This window comes from Streptomyces chiangmaiensis, assembly GCF_036281785.1.
Classification (GTDB): Bacteria; Actinomycetota; Actinomycetes; order Streptomycetales; family Streptomycetaceae; genus Streptomyces; species Streptomyces chiangmaiensis.
Window position 1 is genome coordinate 1 of record NZ_JAYWVC010000019.1, and the last position, 17,900, is coordinate 17,900.

Annotated in this window: 16 protein-coding genes, 2 pseudogenes and 1 riboswitch; of the genes and pseudogenes, 6 read left to right on the plus strand and 12 right to left on the minus strand. The window is 71.5% G+C overall.

Annotated features, from left to right (window positions below; all coding sequences use genetic code 11):
* Positions 1-41: 41 nt before the first annotated feature.
* Both VXC91_RS08915 and trpS read right to left on the minus strand, forming a co-directional pair.
* Complete coding sequence (locus VXC91_RS08915) at positions 42-623, minus strand: 2'-5' RNA ligase family protein (RefSeq protein WP_329506421.1); 582 nt, start codon at positions 621-623, stop codon at positions 42-44.
* A gap of 157 nt (positions 624-780) precedes the next feature.
* On the minus strand, positions 781-1,797 hold the full coding sequence (gene trpS / locus VXC91_RS08920; protein WP_329506422.1) for a tryptophan--tRNA ligase: 1,017 nt from the start codon (positions 1,795-1,797) through the stop codon (positions 781-783).
* Positions 1,798-1,879: 82 nt separating this feature from the next.
* Between trpS and VXC91_RS08925 the strand changes: the two genes are divergently transcribed.
* On the plus strand, positions 1,880-2,560 hold the full coding sequence (locus VXC91_RS08925; RefSeq protein ID WP_329506423.1) for a hypothetical protein: 681 nt from the start codon (positions 1,880-1,882) through the stop codon (positions 2,558-2,560).
* A gap of 23 nt (positions 2,561-2,583) precedes the next feature.
* Here the strand turns inward: VXC91_RS08925 and VXC91_RS08930 are convergent, their stop codons facing one another.
* Positions 2,584-4,032 carry a glycine hydroxymethyltransferase gene (locus tag VXC91_RS08930; protein WP_329506424.1) on the minus strand — a complete coding sequence of 483 codons (1,449 nt, stop codon included), beginning with the start codon at positions 4,030-4,032 and terminating at the stop codon, positions 2,584-2,586.
* Between the two features lie 32 nt (positions 4,033-4,064).
* Positions 4,065-4,158: riboswitch (ZMP/ZTP riboswitch) on the minus strand.
* A gap of 102 nt (positions 4,159-4,260) precedes the next feature.
* On the opposite strand from VXC91_RS08930, the gene rocD reads away from it, so the two are divergent.
* On the plus strand, positions 4,261-5,466 hold the full coding sequence (gene rocD, locus VXC91_RS08935; RefSeq protein ID WP_329506425.1) for an ornithine--oxo-acid transaminase: 1,206 nt from the start codon (positions 4,261-4,263) through the stop codon (positions 5,464-5,466).
* 64 nt (positions 5,467-5,530) lie between these two features.
* On the opposite strand, the gene VXC91_RS08940 is transcribed toward rocD, so the two are convergent.
* Positions 5,531-6,715 (minus strand): glutathionylspermidine synthase family protein, encoded by a 1,185-nt coding sequence (locus VXC91_RS08940; protein WP_329506426.1) that lies wholly within the window; start codon positions 6,713-6,715, stop codon positions 5,531-5,533.
* A gap of 7 nt (positions 6,716-6,722) precedes the next feature.
* Positions 6,723-7,043, minus strand: coding sequence for a hypothetical protein (locus VXC91_RS08945; protein WP_329506427.1), 321 nt, complete (start codon positions 7,041-7,043; stop codon positions 6,723-6,725).
* A 156-nt stretch (positions 7,044-7,199) separates the two neighbouring features.
* Here VXC91_RS08945 and VXC91_RS08950 point away from each other — a divergent pair, with 156 nt between their 5' ends.
* Positions 7,200-8,018: a DMT family protein gene (locus tag VXC91_RS08950; protein WP_329506494.1), complete on the plus strand. Its 819-nt coding sequence runs from the start codon at positions 7,200-7,202 to the stop codon at positions 8,016-8,018.
* 12 nt (positions 8,019-8,030) lie between these two features.
* On the opposite strand, the pseudogene VXC91_RS08955 reads toward VXC91_RS08950, so the two are convergent.
* Positions 8,031-8,717 (minus strand): annotated as a pseudogene (locus VXC91_RS08955) (aminotransferase class I/II-fold pyridoxal phosphate-dependent enzyme); the annotation flags it as partial.
* A 23-nt stretch (positions 8,718-8,740) separates the two neighbouring features.
* Between VXC91_RS08955 and VXC91_RS08960 the strand changes: the two are divergent.
* Complete coding sequence (locus VXC91_RS08960; protein ID WP_329506495.1) at positions 8,741-9,439, plus strand: isocitrate lyase/PEP mutase family protein; 699 nt, start codon at positions 8,741-8,743, stop codon at positions 9,437-9,439.
* Here VXC91_RS08960 and VXC91_RS08965 read toward each other — a convergent pair.
* Positions 9,438-9,955, minus strand: a pseudogene (locus tag VXC91_RS08965) (ATP-binding cassette domain-containing protein); the annotation flags it as partial. The gene VXC91_RS08960 and the pseudogene VXC91_RS08965 overlap by 2 nt on opposite strands.
* On the minus strand, positions 9,921-11,441 hold the full coding sequence (locus VXC91_RS08970; protein ID WP_329506428.1) for an aldehyde dehydrogenase family protein: 1,521 nt from the start codon (positions 11,439-11,441) through the stop codon (positions 9,921-9,923). The gene VXC91_RS08970 and the pseudogene VXC91_RS08965, both read right to left, overlap by 35 nt.
* 190 nt (positions 11,442-11,631) lie before the next feature.
* Here VXC91_RS08970 and VXC91_RS08975 point away from each other — a divergent pair, with 190 nt between their 5' ends.
* A complete protein-coding gene (locus tag VXC91_RS08975; RefSeq protein WP_329506430.1) occupies positions 11,632-12,405 on the plus strand; it encodes a hypothetical protein in 774 nt (257 codons plus the stop codon).
* A gap of 124 nt (positions 12,406-12,529) precedes the next feature.
* Here VXC91_RS08975 and VXC91_RS08980 read toward each other — a convergent pair whose 3' ends face one another.
* The 3 genes from VXC91_RS08980 to VXC91_RS08990 are packed head-to-tail and all read right to left on the minus strand — an operon-like array spanning position 12,530 to position 15,603.
* Positions 12,530-13,501: a hypothetical protein gene (locus tag VXC91_RS08980; RefSeq protein ID WP_329506431.1), complete on the minus strand. Its 972-nt coding sequence runs from the start codon at positions 13,499-13,501 to the stop codon at positions 12,530-12,532.
* Positions 13,502-13,511: 10 nt separating this feature from the next.
* The gene (locus VXC91_RS08985) at positions 13,512-13,862 is read right to left on the minus strand and encodes a hypothetical protein (protein WP_329506432.1); all 351 of its coding nucleotides are present in this window, start codon (positions 13,860-13,862) and stop codon (positions 13,512-13,514) included.
* Positions 13,849-15,603, minus strand: coding sequence for a hypothetical protein (locus VXC91_RS08990; RefSeq protein ID WP_329506434.1), 1,755 nt, complete (start codon positions 15,601-15,603; stop codon positions 13,849-13,851). The genes VXC91_RS08985 and VXC91_RS08990 overlap by 14 nt, the downstream gene beginning before the upstream one ends.
* Positions 15,604-15,794: 191 nt before the next feature.
* On the opposite strand from VXC91_RS08990, the gene VXC91_RS08995 reads away from it, so the two are divergent.
* The gene (locus VXC91_RS08995) at positions 15,795-16,694 is read left to right on the plus strand and encodes a bifunctional helix-turn-helix transcriptional regulator/GNAT family N-acetyltransferase (RefSeq protein ID WP_329506435.1); all 900 of its coding nucleotides are present in this window, start codon (positions 15,795-15,797) and stop codon (positions 16,692-16,694) included.
* 159 nt (positions 16,695-16,853) lie between these two features.
* On the opposite strand, the gene VXC91_RS09000 is transcribed toward VXC91_RS08995, so the two are convergent.
* Complete coding sequence (locus VXC91_RS09000) at positions 16,854-17,843, minus strand: malate dehydrogenase (protein ID WP_329506437.1); 990 nt, start codon at positions 17,841-17,843, stop codon at positions 16,854-16,856.
* Positions 17,844-17,900 lie beyond the last annotated feature (57 nt).

Here is a 17,900-nt window from a genome sequence, read left to right on the forward strand (position 1 = left end):
TGCCGGGCGTCGCGAGCCGGTGAACCTTGCCGGTCGCCGCACTAGGACAGCGGGAGGGTGGCGTCGTCCGCCCGTGCGCCCGCCTGCGGCGGCACCGCCGCGCCCCCGAACGCGAACTCCCGCAGCTTGCGCCAGACGCCGTCTGCGCCCTGCTCGTACAGAGCGAACCCCGTGCAGACCCACTCTACCCGGTAGTCGGCGAGCTCCTCGTGGGCCCGGTCCATCGCCGCCTCGTCGATACCGTGCGCCACCGTGACATGCGGGTGGTAAGGGAAGGGCAGCTCACGGGCCACCGGCCCGGAGGCGTCACGCACCTGCTTCTGCAGCCAGGTGCACGCCTCGGCGCCCTGGACGACCTGGACGTACACCACGGGCGACAGGGGCCGGAACGTGCCGGTCCCGGACAGCCGCATCGGGAAGGGCCGGCCGGCCGCCGCGACCTCGACCAGGTGCGCCTCGATCGCGGGCAGCTCGGAGGCGTCGACCTCGGTCGGCGGCAGCAGGGTGACGTGTGTGGGGATGCCGTGAGCCGCGGCGTCGCCGAAGCCCGCGCGCAGCTCCTGGAGCTGGCTGCCGTGAGGCTCCGGGACCGCGATCGACACACCGATCGTTACGGTCCCCACGTCGTCTCCTGTCGTTGTGCTGGTGTGCGTGGCCCGGGGGCAGGCCGAGCTGCCGCCGAGATGTTCGGCTTCCGACTGTACGGCCAGGTCTGTGTCCTCGGGCAGGCGCAGACGGAGTGGAGTGCAGCACTCCACGGCGCGTCAGGGCCCGGTGGGGTCAGTGCTTGGCCGGCAGGAACCCGACCCTCTCGTACGCCTTCGAGAGGGTCTCCGCGGCGACGGCACGCGCCTTCTCCGCGCCCTTGGCCAGGATCGAGTCGAGCGTCTCGGGGTCGTCCAGATACTGCTGGGTGCGCTCCCGGAACGGCGTCACGAAGTCGACCATGACCTCGGCGAGGTCTGTCTTGAGCGCACCGTAGCCCTTGCCGGCGTACTTCTGTTCCAGTTCCGCGATATCCGTGCCGGTGAGGGTCGAGTAGATGGTCAGCAGATTGCTGACACCCGGCTTCTCCTCCGGGTCGAACCGGATGACGGTGTCCGTGTCCGTGACGGCGCTCTTGACCTTCTTGGCGGTGGTCTTCGGGTCGTCCAGCAGGTTGATCAGGCCCTTCGGCGTGGACGCCGACTTGCTCATCTTGATCGACGGGTCCTGGAGATCGTAGATCTTCGCCGTCTCCTTGAGGATGTACGGCCGCGGGACCGTGAAGGTCTCACCGAACCGTCCGTTGAAGCGTTCGGCGAGGTCGCGGGTCAGCTCGATGTGCTGGCGCTGGTCCTCACCGACCGGCACCTCGTTGGCCTGGTACAGCAGAATGTCCGCGACCTGGAGGATCGGGTACGTGAACAGGCCGACGCTCGCGCGGTCGGCGCCCTGCTTGGCGGACTTGTCCTTGAACTGGGTCATACGGCTCGCCTCTCCGAAGCCGGTGAGACAGTTCATGATCCAGGCGAGCTGGGCGTGCTCGGGGACGTGGCTCTGCACGAAGAGCGTGCAGCGCTCCGGGTCCAGACCGGCGGCGAGCAGCTGGGCGGCGGCCAGCCTGGTGTTGGCGCACAGCTCCGTCGGGTCCTGCGGGACGGTGATCGCGTGCAGGTCGACGACCATGTAGAACGCGTCGTGGGTCTCCTGCAGGGCCACCCACTGGCGGACGGCGCCGAGGTAGTTGCCGAGATGGAACGAGCCGGCGGTTGGCTGGATCCCGGAGAGCACGCGAAGAGAAGCCATGTTCGCCATTCTCTCAGGTCCGGGGGGCCGGTCCGGAACAGGCGGGAAACAAGTGCGAACCGAACCGTCGTCGACGGTGTAACAAGGGGACATGACACACAAGGGGGGCCCGGTGCGCGGGCCGGGCAGGCCGGTGGCGGCGCTGGTGCTGACGGTCGCCGCGCTGGCGGGGGCCGCCGCTCCGTCGCAGGCCGTGAGTGAGGACATACCCGACTTGGCGCTCGTCGTGGCGAACGGCAGTGGCCGCACGACGACGCTGCGCTCCGGGGACCGGGACTTCGCGCTGCTGTTGCAGCTGCTGTCCCCGATGGAGAGCAGGACGGAGCAGGTGCCGGAGGACTGGACCCGGGGGCGGTATCCACGGGTACGGGCCACCGTGGTGTGGGCGCTGACCGGGATCGGGGGCTGGCCGTACACCAGGAGGGCGCCCGGGGGCGACGTGGCCATCGAGCAGGAGGACCAGGTGTTCCTGGCGGCGGACGGCACGGCGTGGGTGCGCTCCGACCCGGCGCCGGACGTCTCCGACGACGACATCCGGTGGCGGCGGGCCCCGCGGGCGGTCTTCGACCGGCTGGCGAAGAGCGGCCTGTTCGGGGAGCCCGTCAAGGCCGAGGACGACTCCGCGGACGGCCTGCGCTGGGGGGCCGTGGGGGTCGGGGCCGGGCTTGCGCTGGGGGGCGGTGGCGTGTTCGTCGCACTGCGACGGGCGGCGGCACGACGGGAAGCCGGGCCGCCGCGCCAGGAGGTGATCGATCTCGGAGAGCTCGACTGACCGGTTGCCGGAGGGGGCCCGGTTCAGCCCAGGTCGATCTCCGGGTACAGCGGGAAGTCGGCCAGCAGGTCGGACGCCCGGCGGGCGACCTCGTCCGCGATCTTCAGGTCCAGGACGTGCTGCGCCTTCGAGGGAGTGCCCTTGCCCGTCGTACCGGGGACGGCCCCGGTCAGCACGCGGTCGATCAGGCCGGCGATCTCGTCCATCTCCGCGGCGCCCAGGCCACGCGTGGTCAGCGCCGGCGTGCCGATACGGATGCCGGAGGTGTACCAGGCTCCGTTCGGGTCGGCCGGGATGGCGTTGCGGTTGGTGACGATGCCCGACTCCAGCAGCGCCGCTTCCGCCTGGCGGCCGGTGAGGCCGTAGGAGGAGGCCACGTCGATCAGGTTCAGGTGGTTGTCGGTGCCACCGGTCACGAGCGTGGCTCCGCGGCGCATCAGGCCTTCGGCCAGGGCGCGGGAGTTGTCCACGATCCGCTGGGCGTAGTCGCGGAAGGACTCCTGCCGGGCCTCCGCGAGGGCGACCGCCTTGGCGGCCATCACATGCGGCAGCGGGCCGCCCAGCACCATCGGACAGCCGCGGTCGACCTGGTCCCGCAGCGAGTCGTCGCACAGAACCATGCCGCCGCGCGGGCCGCGCAGCGACTTGTGGGTGGTCGTCGTCACGATCTGGGCGTGCGGGATCGGATCGAAGTCGCCGGTCAGGACCTTGCCCGCGACCAGGCCCGCGAAGTGCGCCATGTCGACCATGAGCGTCGCGCCGACCTCGTCGGCGATCTCGCGCATGATCCGGAAGTTCACCAGCCGGGGGTAGGCCGAGTAGCCCGCCACGATGATCAGCGGCCTGAACTCACGGGCCGACGCGCGCAGGGCCTCGTAGTCGATCAGGCCCGTGATCGGGTCCGTACCGTACGAGCGCTGGTCGAACATCTTGCCGGAGATGTTCGGGCGGAAACCGTGGGTGAGGTGGCCGCCGGCGTCCAGGGACATGCCCAGCATGCGCTGGTTGCCGAAGGACCGGCGCAACTCGGCCCAGTCCTCCTCGGAGAGGTCGTTGACCTGGCGGACACCCGCCTTCTCCAGGGCGGGGGCCTCGACGCGCTGGGCGAGGACGGCCCAGAAGGCGACCAGGTTGGCGTCGATGCCCGAGTGCGGCTGGACGTAGGCGTGGCGGGCGCCGAACAGCTCCTTGGCGTGCTCGGCGGCGAGCGACTCGACGGTGTCCACGTTGCGGCAGCCGGCATAGAAGCGGCGCCCGATGGTGCCCTCGGCGTACTTGTCGCTGAACCAGTTGCCCATCGCCAGCAGCGTGGCCGGGGAGGCGTAGTTCTCGGAGGCGATCAGCTTGAGCATCTCGCGCTGGTCGGCGACCTCCTGGCCGATGGCGTCGGCGATCCTCGGCTCCACGGCGCGGATCACGTCCAGGGCGGCGCGGAAGGCGGTGGACTCGGTGGAGAGTGGCTGCTCTGGCATGGGGACCTCCGGACGGCGGGCGTTCAGCGTTCACGGTCGGCCCAGGCGCACGGCACTCGATCGCTCGACTCCGGGCCGCTCCCCGATGGTCGGTCCCATCCCAGCGCGCCAGTCACGGCCCGCCGATCAGCCTACCGGGCGCGTCGGTCGGCCTGGCTCCCGCGTCCACCATGCGAGCGACGATAAGAAGGGGAGGACATGTCCTCGCACGGCCGAAAGGGGAGGCCCGTGAGCACCACCGACACCTTCGTCGCCGTGGCCGAAGCCCACAGCGCGCCCACCTACCACCCGCTCCCGGTCGTCGTGGCCACCGCGGACGGGGCCTGGATGACGGACGTGGAGGGGCGCCGCTATCTGGACCTGCTGGCCGGGTATTCGGCGCTGAACTTCGGCCACTGCAACCGGCGGTTGATCGATGCGGCCAAGGCACAGCTGGAGCGGGTGACGCTGACCTCCCGGGCGTTCCACCACGACCGGTTCGGGGCGTTCTGCGAGCAGCTGGCCGCGCTGTGCGGCATGGAGACGGTGCTGCCGATGAACACGGGCGCCGAGGCGGTGGAGAGCGCGGTCAAGACGGCACGCAAGTGGGGTTACCGGGTCAAGGGCGTACCCGCCGAGATGGCGAAGATCGTGGTCGCGGGCAACAACTTCCACGGCCGTACGACGACGATCATCAGCTTCTCCACCGACCCGGAGGCGCGCGCGGACTTCGGCCCCTACACGCCGGGGTTCGAGATCGTGCCGTACGGGGACCTGACCGCGATGCGCTCGGCGCTGACCGAGAACACGGTGGCGGTGCTGCTCGAGCCGATCCAGGGCGAGGCGGGGGTGGTGGTGCCACCCGCCGGCTACCTGCCCGCGGTGCGGGAGCTCACCCGCGAACGGAACGTGCTCTTCGTCGCCGACGAGATCCAGTCGGGGCTCGGCCGGACGGGGCGGACCTTCGCCTGCGAGCACGAGGGCGTCGTACCGGACGTGTACGTGCTCGGGAAGGCGCTCGGCGGCGGGATCGTGCCGGTGTCGGCCGTGGTGTCGAGCGCCGAGGTGCTCGGGGTGTTCCGGCCGGGCGAGCACGGGTCCACCTTCGGCGGTAACCCACTGGCCTGCGCGGTGGCACTCGAGGTGATCGCGATGCTGCGGTCCGGGGAGTACCAGGCCCGGGCCGCGGAACTCGGCGAGCATCTGCACCGCCAGCTGGGTGCGCTGGCCGGCACCGACCGGGTCACCCAGGTGCGCGGGCGCGGCCTGTGGGCGGGCGTGGACATCCACCCCCGCTACGGGACGGGGCGTGAGGTCAGCGAGAAGCTGATGGACCGGGGTGTCCTGGTGAAGGACACCCACGGGTCCACGGTCCGGATCGCCCCTCCGCTCGTCATCGCCAAGGAGGACCTCGACTGGGGGCTCGCGCAGCTGCGGGCGGTCCTGGGCGTCTAGCTGGTGCGGCGACCGGAAAGGTTCACCGGCTCGCGACGCCCGGCAAACCTTTCCGGCCACCGCACTAGAGGATCACGTGCGGCAGGAACCGGGCGTACTCGTCCGTGACCAGGCCGACGGACTCACGGATGCCGAGCCCCGCCGACTCGTTCTCGACGACCCAGGCGCCGAGAACGACGCGATTGCCGTCGAACGACGGCAGCGGCGCCAGCTCCTGGTAACAGCAGGCCTCTTCCCGTACGCCGGGCTCCGGCCCCGGCTCGTGGACCGTCACCCCTTCGCCCTCGCGGCCGAGGAGCGGCTTGGCGACATAGCCCGTGGTGCGTGCCAGTTCGCGCGGACCGTCCAGGTAGGCGGGGAGCAGGTTCGGGTGGCCCGGGTACAGCTCCCAGAGGATCGCCAGGAGCGCCTTGTTGCTGAGGAGCATCTTCCAGGCGGGCTCGATCCACAGGGTGCTGCCCGTTCCGCCGCCGTTGTCGAGGGTGTCCAGGACGTGTCCGGCGAAGCGGTCCGTGGTGAGCCACTCCCACGGGTAGAGCTTGAAGCAGCTGCGGATGAAGCGGAGCCGGGTGTCGACGAAGCGCTCGGAGAGCGGATCCCAGCCGATCTCCTCCATGGAGATCCAGTCGGTGTCGAGCCCGGCCTGCTCGGCGGTCTCCTTCAGGTACGCGATCGTCATCAGGTCCTCGCCGAGTTCGTCGGCCGAGGAGTGCGCGAAGTGGAGCGGGCTGCCGGGAGGGAGCAGGACGGCCTGCTTCTTCCAGGCCGCGACCAGGCGTTCGTGCAGGGAGTTCCACTGGTCGGCGCCCGGGAAACGCTCCTCCATCCAGAACCACTGAGGGCTGGCCGCCTCGACCAGTGACGTGGGTGTGTCGGCGTTGTACTCCAGCAGCTTCGCCGGGCCCGAGCCGTCGTAACGCAGGTCGAACCGGCCGTACACGGACGGGAGTTCGGCGTGACGGCGCCAGGCCTCGGCAACCGCCGCCACGACGCGCGGGTCGGTGATGCCGAGGTCGGCGAAGCGGTCCGTGGCGACGATGTGCCCGGCCGCGGCCAGGCACATGCCGTGCAGTTCCTCGACGGTCTCCTCCAGCGCCTCCACCTCGGCAGGCGTGAAGACGTAGTAGGCGCTCTCGTCCCAGTACGGGCGCAGGGAGTCGTCCGGGTAGCGGGTCAGCGGGTAGACGAGGCCCTGCGCCTCGACGGTCTGCTGCCAGCCCGGCCGTGGCGCGATGGTGCGGCGTTCCACGGGCCGCTCAGCCGCCGGTCTTGCCGTGGCTGCCGAAGCCGCCGCGGTCGACGCCGTGGCTGCCGCCGCCGGAACCCTTGCCGGGCCGGGTGAAGGAACCGCCGTTGACGAAGCCGTCCTTCGTCTTGCCGCCGTAGTACCAGGAACCGTTGGCGGACGGGCAGTTCACGTTGGCGACGACCTTGTAGCCCCGGCCGAGGGTGTAGCTGTCGCGGTCGACGCAGCGCTTGTCCGGATCCGAGGAGCAGGCGGTGAGGGCCGCGGCGAGGAGTCCCATGCCACCGAGGACGACCGTGCCCGATCGCAGTTGCCGGCGTATGTCCGCCATGTTCGTGTTCCCCCGTCGAGTGAGACTTCGTTGAGTAAGACGTCATTGAGACGTCGGTGAGAGTTCTCCGTGCGACAGACTAGAGAGCGTCACTCGGATGTTCGAACACGCCCCCACGCCTCCGCAACCACCTAAAGTCGCTCTGTGCTCTTTGGAATGATGTGTGCGCTGGGTGCGGCGGTCTGCTTCGGTACGGCGACCGTGTTGCAGGCGATGGCGGCACGCGCGGCGGGCAGGGGTGCGGGTGGGGACGCGACGCTCTTGCTGCGGGCGCTCAAGCAGTGGCGGTACCTGGCGGGGCTCGCGCTGGACGGGCTCGGATTCCTGTTGCAGATCGCGGCGCTGCGGTCCATCCCGATCTACGCGGTGGGGGCAGCGCTCGCCTCCAGCCTGGCGGTCACGGCGGTGGTCGCGGCCCGGCTTCTGCGGGTGCGGCCGACCGGGAGCGAATGGGCCGCCGTCGCGGTGGTCTGCGCGGGGCTCGCGATGCTCGGCCTGGCGTCCGGGGCGGAGGGCGGCCGCGCCGGGTCCAGGGACCTGGAGTACGCGATGCTGGCGACGGCGGCGGTGCTGCTGCTCGGGCCGGCCGCGGGTCGGTTGCCGAGGTGGGGGAGAGACCTGGTGCTGGGGCTCTGCGCCGGGTTCGGGTTCGGGGTGGTCGAGGTGGCGGTGCGGCTCATCGACTCACTGGCGCCCGGATCACTGTTCACGAATCCGGCGACGTACGCGCTTCTGCTGGGCGGCGGAGCGGCCTTTCTGCTGCTGACCACGGCGCTGGAGCGGGGGTCGGTCACGGTGGCCACGGCGGGCATGGTGGTGGGCGAGACGGTGGGCCCGGCCACGATCGGGGTGGTGTGGCTGGGCGACCGCACACGCGACGGACTGACCTGGCTGGCGGTCCTTGGCTTCGTCGTCGCCGTGGCGGGGGCGCTGACGCTCGCACGGTTCGGGGAGGCTCCGGTCGCGGAGGGGTGACGGCCCTGGTCGTCAGGGCAGCACCCTGCACAACGCCTCCAGCGCTCCCGCCCACCCGTGGTCCGGTGGCGTCCCGTACCCCACGACCAGGGCGTCCAACGGCTCGGCGGCCGCGTCCGGGTGGCGGTAGCGGCGCAGCCCGTGTACCGCGAGGCCCTGCCATGTCGCCGCGCGCACCACGCTCTGCTCGGTGCCCGGCGGAAGCCGCAGGACTGCGTGCAGGCCCGCGGCGATCCCCGTGACGCGGACGCCGGGGGCGCGGGCCGCAAGGGCCCGGACCAGGCCGTCCCGGCGGCGCCGGTAGCGCAGCCGGGTGGCGCGTACATGCCGGTCGTACCCGCCCGACGTGAGGAACTCCGCCAGGGTCAGCTGGTCCAGCACGCCGCACGTGTCGCTCATGCCCTTCGCCGCGACGGCCTCCTCCACGAGGTCCGGGGGCAGCACCATCCAGCCCAGGCACAGCCCGGGGGCGAGGGACTTGCTGGCCGTGCCCAGGTACGCCACATGATCGGGGCCGAGTCCCTGCAATGCCCCGACCGGCTGGCGGTCGTAGCGGAACTCCCCGTCGTAGTCGTCCTCGAGGACCACCCCGCCGGTGCGCCGCGCCCAGTCCACGACGGCCACCCGCCGGCCGGAACGCAGCGGCACACCCATGGGGAACTGGTGGGCCGGAGTGAGCAGCACCGCGCCCGGGTCCGTCCGCGGTCGACGCCTTCCGGGCCCTGCACCACGGCCGCCCGCCGGGCGACCCCCTGGTACTGCCCGGCCCCTGGGACGCGGTCAGCGCCCGGGTGTTCGCGGATGCCGGGTTCCCGGCGCTGTCGACACCCAGTGCGGGGATCGCCGCCTCGCTCGGGTACGCCGACGGGGAGACGCCCGTCGACGAGATGTTCGCGGCGGTCGCCCGGATCGTCCGCGCGGTCGATGTGCCGGTGTCGGCCGACCTCGAGAACGGATACGGGCTGGCCCCGCGGGAGCTGGTGGAACGGCTGCTGGAGACCGGCGCGGTGGGCTGCAACCTCGAGGATTCGCACGGAGGTGTCATCGAGGAGCCGCGCCGGCACGCGAACCGGATCGCCGAAGTGCGGGCCGCGGCCGGCGACCGGCTGTTCGTCAACGCCCGCGTGGACACCTTCGTCTACGGGGACGGCGACCCCGAACGGGCCATCGAGCGGGCCGCGTCGTACGCCGCCGCGGGCGCCGACTGCGTGTATCCGATCGGCGCCCCGGCCGACGTCCTGCCCGTGCTGCGGGCGGGGATCCAGGGGCCGCTCAATGCGCTCGCCCGGCTGGACGGCGAGAGCCCCTCACCCGGCGAACTCGGTGCGCTCGGGGCCACCCGCGTCACGTTCGGGCCCTGGCTGCAGCGCCGTGCGGCGGCGCACCTCGGCGAGCTCGCCGCACGGCTGCGGCAGGGCTGATCAGCACTTCGGGGTCCACGGCGAGCGCACGGGCGAGCCTCACCCGCTGCCGCCGGCCGCCCGACAGCTGTCCGGGGCGCCGCTGTTCCATGCCCTCCAGACCGACCTTGGCCACGAACTCGGCGGCCCGCTTGCGGCGTTCCGCCTTCCCGGCGCCCTGGATCTCCAGGCGGTACCCGACGTTGTCGAGGACCGTGCGGTGCGGCAGCAGGCCGAAGTGCTGGAAGACCGTCGCGGCCCGGTGGCGGCGCAGTTCGCGCAGCCGCGCCTTGTCCATGGCGCGGACGTCCTCGCCGTCGATGGCGATGCTGCCGGCGGTCGGCTCGATCAGCGGGTCGGACAGCGCACGAGCGTGGACTTGCCGGAGCCGGACAGGCCCATGACGACGAAGACCTCGCCCTTGCGGACGTCGAAGCCCACATCGCGGACGGCGGCCGTGCAGCCGGTGCGCTCACGCAGCTCGGCGGGGGTCAGGGTGGGCTCAGCCCGCGAACCAGCGCACCGGGCGCGGCGCAAGGTTCTGGTAGACGTGCTTGGTCTCGCGGTACTCGGCGAGGCCCGCGGGGCCGAGCTCACGACCGATGCCGCTCTTGCCGAATCCGCCCCACTCCGCCTGCGGGAGGTAGGGGTGGAAATCGTTGATCCAGACGGTGCCGTGGCGCAGCCGGCCGGCGACGCGGCGGGCGCGGCCGGGGTCGGCGGTCCAGACGGCACCGGCGAGGCCGTACTCGGTGTCGTTGGCGAGAGCGACCGCCTCGTCCTCGGTACGGAAGGTCTCCACGGTCAGGACGGGCCCGAAGACCTCCTCCCGTACGACCTTCATCTCCCGGTGGCACTGGTCGAGGACGGTCGGCTCGTAGAAGTAGCCGCCGGCGGGCCTGGTCTCGCTCGGCTCGGGGCGCTTGCCGCCGCACCGCAGCACCGCACCCTCGGCGAGCGCGGAGGCGACGTACTCCTCCGTCCTGGCCCGCTGCTGCACGGAGACGAGCGGCCCGCACTCGACACCCTTCTCGGTCCCGCGTCCGAGGCGGATCCGGCCGGCCCGGCGAGCCAGTTCGGCGACGAAGCGCTCCCGGACCGACTCCTCGACGATGAGACGGGCGCCCGCCGAGCAGACCTGGCCGCTGTGGATGAACGCGGCGTTGAGGGCCTGGTCGACGGCGGTGTCGAAGCCGTCCTCGGTGACGCAGGCGTCGGCGAACACGACGTTCGGGTTCTTGCCCCCGAGTTCGAGGGCGATCTTCTTGACTCCCGCGGCGGCGGCCTGCGCGACCTTGGTGCCGCTGACGAGCCCGCCGGTGAAGGACACGAGGTCGACGTCGGGGTGCTCGGCGAGCCGGGCGCCGACCGAGTGGCCGGGGCCGGTGACGATGTTGGCCACTCCGGCGGGCAGCCCCGCCTCCACGAGCCGTTCGATCAGTGCGATCGTGGTCATCGGGGTGATCTCACTCGGCTTGACCACGAACGTGTTGCCGGCCGCGAGCGCCGGCGCGATCTTCCAGCTGGCCTGCAGCAGCGGATAGTTCCAGGGCGTGATCAGCGTGCAGACGCCGACGGGCTCGTGCACGACGACGCTGTGGATCTCGGGCGAGCCGGCGTCGACGACCCGGCCGGGGCCCTCCGCGACGACGAGGTCCGCGAAGTAGCGGAAGGCGTCGGCGACACAGTCGATGTCGACCCGGCCCTCCTCGACCGTCTTGCCCGCGTCCCGGCTCTCCAGCAGGCCGAGCTCTTCGCGGTCGCGTACGAGGAGGTCCGCGACGCGGCGCAGGAGCGCGGCCCGCTCGGCGACGGGCGTGTGGGGCCAGGACCCTGCGTCGAAGGCACGGCGGGCAGCCGCGACGGCCGTGTCGGCGTCCCGTTCGCCGCCCTCCGCGACCTGGGCGAACGGCATGGCATCCGCGGGGTCGAGGATCTCGCGGGTGGCCCCGGAGAGCGCCGGGCGCCACTCCCCTGCCACGTGAATCGTCAGATCTGCCTGCCGTGCCCGCTGTCCGGCCATGTTCGGTGTTGCCTTCCGTTCCTGATCGAGGCCCTGTGTCACACGCGTGTCACCCTCAGGGACCGGATGGTCATGCCCTCGACCCGCCGATGCATGCGCGTCCATGACGGAAAGTGCTCGGCGTCACTGAGAATGCGGTCGAAAACGGTTAAAAGTACGCTTTCGGGCAGGTACTCATGGAGGTGATGCGATGTTCCCGACCCGTGGCTTCACAATCGCGACCTGTACGGCGACCACGGCTGCAACGATGGGTCTGTTGTTCTCCCCCGGCCTGGGCGGCGTTTCGTCGGCCCAAACCGGTGGCAACCCGGACCCGCAGCGGCTGGCCGCCCAGGCACAGGCAGGGCTGCGGAAGGCAACATCGGTGCGCCTCGACTATGTGGACCGGAGCCTGACGGCCACGTCCAACAAACGGCTGCCGACCGCGATGAACATCGCGCTCGACCGGCGCGGCAACTGCGCGGGCACCCTGACGCTCGGCGGGCACGGCGGCTCCGTCGAGATCATCAAGCGCGGCACCGAGGTATGGCTCAAGCCCGACCAGACGTTCTGGAAGGCGGAGCTTCCCGGCGAGCGGGGTGTCGCCGCGAGCCGGGAGTTCGAGGACCGCTATATCCACGGGTCCACCTCCAACGCACTTCTCAGCGGCATCGCGAGCACCTGCGACCTCGAGGCCCTCCAGCAGGCGGCGATGGTCAAGGCACCGGCCTCGCTGCACGTGGGCCTCGCCACGACCCTGGACGGAACGCGGGTGGTCCCCCTGACCTTCGAGGTGAACGGCCTGACATCGACGCTGTACGTCACGGCGGACAGGTTGCATCACCTGTACCGTGCCGCCCAGAAGGGCCCGGACACGGACCTGTCCCTCACCTTCACGGACTACAACAAGCCGGTCCCGGTGCGGACTCCGCTCGCGAGCGAGTCGGTGGACATCTCCCAGGTGCCGAATCTGCCGGCGTCCTGAACCGCCTCAGGTCGAGGGGAACGGCTGCGATCCACCGTCGGGACAGTCGCCGCCGTCCCCTCGCCGGTCCGGCGAGGGGATTCACCCGTTCGGGTCCGTGCCGACCACCACCGAGCGCATGACGTCAGTCCGCCGCCGGGTCGCAGCCGGCGCCGGGCGGGCAGAACCAGTTCAGGGCGGTGGTGAGCAGCTCGAGTTCGTCGTCACGGCCGTCCGCGTCGGGACCGTACGCGGCGATGGCGTAGATGTTGCCGTCCACGGCGACGAAGCGCTCGTCGTAGACGTGCCAGGTGCCGACGGCGGGTTCGCCCTTGATGGTGTCGGCCAGGTACTCCAGCCGCGAGCCGGTGAACTCGCCGTCGTCGAGGTTCTCCAGGGAGACCCGCTGGAAGCCCGCCGGCTTGGCGGTCTCGGAGGACAGATAGAGCTGGAACGACGCGTCCGGCGACGACTCCGCCACCTGGTACACCTGCAGCCGGTGCGTGTGGTCCGCACTGCGGTAGTTGACCACACGTATGCCGTACGAGGACTTCACCGTCGAACGCGACCAGCCCTCGGGGACGGCGATCCGGAAGCCTTCGCCGTCGTCCCGTGACACGTAGCCCGCCGGGAGCGCGCTCGGCGAGGCGGCGTGCGGCACCGAGTCGTCGGTGGGCGAGGGCGGCTCGGAGGCGTCCGTCGGCCGCGTGGGCCCCGGAGTGGTGGAGGCGCTCGCGGCAGTCGGCCGGCCGTCCCCTTCGTCCCCGGAACCGACCACCAGGCTCAGCACCAGGCTCACGGCGACACCGACCGCCGCCGCCCCGACCACCACGGACCACAGGACCCGGCGGTTGAGTCCCCCGGCCGCAGCGGGCGCCGACGGCTGCGGCACCCACGCGGGGAACGGCCGGCCGGTGTCGGCCGGCCACTCCGGGAACGGCTGCACCCCGCCGCCGTCCGTGTCCTGCGCCATCGGCCCGACGTCCTCGCCCACCCGTGTCTGCGTCTGCCACCAGGCGACGTCCGCCCCGGAGGTCTCCGCCCCGGGCGCGTGGCCGGCGTCACCGTCTTCCCAGCGCTGGGTGTCCTCGTTCCAGTACCGACGGCCCCCGCTCATCGTCTCCCTCTCACATTCCCAGCAGTCCGGCCACGGCCCCCGCGGACGCGAGCACGCTCAACAGCGCCTGTGAGTCGGCGAGCAATTCCCGCAGCCGCTCACGCCGGGACGGGGCCGCCTCACCCGTACGGGTGATCTCGTCCTCTGTCCGGGAGAGTTCCGCGTCGAGTGCCGCCGTCTGCTCGCCGGCGCGCACCCGGGTCAGGTCGGCGCGCAGTTCGCGCACCGCCTTCAGCAGTTCCTCGGCGGCCTCGTCGCGCTGCACGGAACCGTGGTGGCTCACGGCCTGCGCGTGGCTGCCGATGGCGAAGGTGCTGTGCGACACGTCCCCGATGCTGACGTTCGGCTCATCCGTGGCCATCGGTGTCGGATCCCTTCTGCGGCGCGGGGCCGCCGGTCGTGGCGGAGGCGCTGGCGTGCTCGCCGACTGCGAAGGTGCTGCCCTCCACATGGCCGATGTGCACGCCGCCGTTGCTGATGTTGACGATCCGCTGCACGAACTCCCCGGTCCGGTAACCGGATTCGGCCAGCGCCGCCCGTACCCCGTGGGCGACGCGGTCCTGCACGCTCTTGAGGTAGCGGTCGACGTCCATGTCCTGGAAGAGCGACCGATCGCCCGTCGAGCCCAGCTCCCGTACCGACAGGGCCGGACCGTCGGGCAGCGCGCCCGCGTAACCGCCGGTCAGCAGGCGCCACCCGTACACCACGGCCCTGCCGAACGTGATCAGGGCGCGGGCGGGAGAGCCCGGCACTCGGGCGAGGGCCCAGGCCGCCCGGCCGAGCACATTGTTGTGACGGAAGCGGTGGGCCGTACGGTCGGCGTCCTTGAAGTCCTCGCGCACCGGAGTCAGTACGTGCGGGGCGATCTCCAGCATGAGCATGCGGCCCTGGGTGTGGACGCGCACGAACACGGTGACGACCAGTTCCTCCTCCCATCCGCCGACCCGGATGCGCAGGAAGTGCCGCCGCTTCTCGCCGCCCTCCTCGACCGCGCGCGCCCGGTGCTCCTCGAACGCCTGCGGGTGGTATGGGGCGTCCTCGCGGCGCAGCAGTCCCTCGGCGGGCAGGAACACGCACTCGTCCATCTCCAGCCAGCGCAGCCGGTCGCGGACTCCGGGGCCGGCGTACTCGGCCGGCACGCGCAGCTGGGCGAGCAACGGGCGGACCTTCTCCAGCACGGCCCGGTTGCTGAGCGGCTGCTGCTTCTTCAAGGAGTCCGGCACGAGCTCGACGGCGAGGACCCAGGTGTCGAAGGCCGAGCCCGCACCGCAGAACGGCCGCGCCTCGTGATACATGATCAACGGCGCGTGCTGTTCGAGCCGGATGCGCTGCCGCACCCGCTCGAACCGCGCCCCCTGCTCCTGCTCCGCGGGGTCGCCCGCGGCGTCCGGGAATCGCTGCGTGGACAGTTCGGCGGCCATCACGCGGGCGAACTGGCGGCGCTGCTGGGCGATGCACAGTGCGATGAGGGCGAGAACGCCGAGGGCGAACCACGCCTGCCAGGGCTTGACCGCGTTGCCCGGCAACACCAGGTCGGACACGCTCGGCGCGCCGGAGGAGCCCGGCCCGTAGGGGTCGTAGGACCCGTAGGACGACCCGTACGACGAACCGTCGTCGATGCCGGCGAAGGCGGCCCAGACCGTGATGACGAGGTATCCGGCGAAGGTGAGACGGCCCCACCAGCGCAGGAAGAAGGCCGGCACCCGCCGGTAGAGGGGCGGCTCCGCGGCCCGGCCCCTGACCCAGGACGCGATCGCCAGCGTCAGGCTGGGTCCGAGGAAGCCGAGCAGCAGACCACCGGACAGGGCCGAGCCCACCAGCCACAGGCCGATGATCGCCCCGGCCCATGCCAGCTCCTGGCGCCGGGCCCGCAGGGCGTGCGCGAGCACCCGTGCCGCGTCGAAGCCGAGCGAGGGCGCCACGATCCGCTGTTCGTTGAGGTGCAGTTCGTCGATGACCCGGTCCCGGTAAGCGGAGTCCAGATACACACCCGCACACAACAGCCGGGTGGCCTCACTGGCGTGCGGTGGATTCTGCGGCGGTGCCGGTGGTGGACCGACCCGCGTCGGCTGTGGTTGCTGCGGCACGTAGGCGGCGCTCACACCACTCCCCCGATGAAAGACCCCTGCCCACAAGAGACATGGGTCACATATGAGTTGATGGACCATCAGCATAGAGGGGCGCCCGGGTCCGGGAAAGCGGAATGTTCACGCTCGTGACGGGTGACGACTGCGGCGAGTGACCGGCCACGTCCATGGACGCCCGTGAGTCCTTTGACTAAAGTCAAAGGGACATGGAGCCAGTGTCGACTGAGCACGTGACGGCCTTGCGCCGGTTCAACCGCTACTTCACTCGCCGGATCGGCGTTCTCGACGACCACTATCTGGGGCAGGACCGGCCGCTGGGTCAGGCGCGGCTGCTGTACGAGATCGGGGACGGCGCCCCGCTGCGCGAACTGCGCGTGCGGCTCGGTCTGGACGCCGGGTATCTCAGCCGGATGGCACGGGCCCTGGAGGCCCAGGGGCTGGTGCGGATGAGCGTCCACCCCGAGGACAGCCGGCTGCGGCTCGCGGAACTGACGCCCGCCGGACGCGTCGAGGTGGGGGAGCAGAACCGCCGCGCCGACGACTTCGCCGAGCGCCTGCTGCGCGACCTCAGCGAGGACCAGCGCGGCGAACTGACCGCCGCGCTCGGCACCGCCCGGCGCCTGCTGCGCCTCGCCGCCATCGCGATCGAACGTGTCGACGGCGCCTCGCCGGACGCGCGTGCCTGCCTCGACGCCTACGCCGCCGACATCGACGCCCGCTTCCCCGAGGGCTTCGACCCCGCCGCCCTCGTCCGCCCGGAAGAGGTGTCCGGGGACGCCGGCGCCTTCCTGGTCGCCTACGAGGAGAGCCGGCCCGTGGGGTGCGGCGCACTGAGAACCCTGGAGCCCGGCGTCGGCGAGATCCGCCATGTGTGGGTTCACCCGGACGCCCGTCGGCTCGGCCTGGCACGCCGCCTGCTCGACGGGCTGGAGCGTCAGGCCGTCGCACACGGCCTCGCCCTCGTACGCCTGGACACCCACGCCGTCCTGACGGAGGCCCAGGCGATGTACCGGGCCTGCGGATACACGGAGATCCCGCGCTACGACGACAACGTGTACGCGGCCCACTGGTTCGAGAAGCGGCCGGCGGGCCCCACCGCTCGCTGACCAACCACCCTGTCAGGTCTCCCGCACAGCCGGACCCGCTCCGTTCTCACCGGGCCCTTCCGGGCGCCGGGCGGGGGGCCGGAGCGGCGCCCGTACAGCCGCAGGCCCCGTTCCGGGCGTGACCGGAACGGGGCCTGCTGACCGATCGACCGTCGGGGATCAGACGAGGCCGAGCGCGCGAACCGCCTCGCGCTCCTCCTCCAGCTCCTTGACGGAGGCGTCGATGCGCGCGCGGGAGAAGTCGTTGACGTCCAGGCCCTGCACGATCTCGTACGCGCCGTCCTTCGTGGTGACCGGGAAGGAGGAGATCAGGCCCTCCGGCACGCCGTAGGAGCCGTCCGACGGGATGGCCATGGAGGTCCAGTTGCCCTCGGCGGTGCCGTTGACCCAGGTGTACACGTGGTCGACGGCGGCGTTGGCGGCGGAAGCGGCCGACGAGGCGCCACGGGCCTCGATGATCGCGGCTCCGCGCTTGGCGACGGTCGGGATGAAGTCCTCGGCGAGCCACTTCTCGTCGTTCACGACCTCGGCGGCGTTCTTGCCTGCGACCGTGGCGTGGAAGATGTCCGGGTACTGGGTGGCGGAGTGGTTGCCCCAGATCGTCAGGCGCTTGATCTCGGAGACCGCGACGCCCGTCTTCTTCGACAGCTGGGTCAGGGCGCGGTTGTGGTCGAGACGGGTCATCGCGGTGAAGCGCTCGGCCGGCACGTCCGGGGCGGCGGCCTGGGCGATCAGCGCGTTGGTGTTGGCCGGGTTGCCGACGACGAGGACCTTGACGTCGTCCGCGGCGTGGTCGTTGATGGCCTTGCCCTGCGGCTTGAAGATGCCACCGTTGGCCTCGAGGAGGTCACCGCGCTCCATGCCCTTCGTGCGCGGGCGGGCGCCCACCAGGAGGGCGACGTTGGTGCCGTCGAAGGCGACGTTCGGGTCGTCGCTGATGTCGATGCCCTGCAGGAGCGGGAACGCGCAGTCGTCGAGCTCCATGGCCGTGCCCTCGGCGGCCTTGAGCGCCGGGGTGATCTCCAGAAGGCGCAGCTTGACCGGCACATCCGCGCCGAGCAGCTGGCCGGAGGCGATGCGGAAGAGCAGTGCGTAGCCGATCTGGCCGGCCGCGCCGGTGACGGTGACGTTCACGGGAGTGCGGGTCATGGCGTTCTCCGTTTGACAGCTGGCGGTAGGGCTTCGTCGCCCGGGTGCGGGATCCCG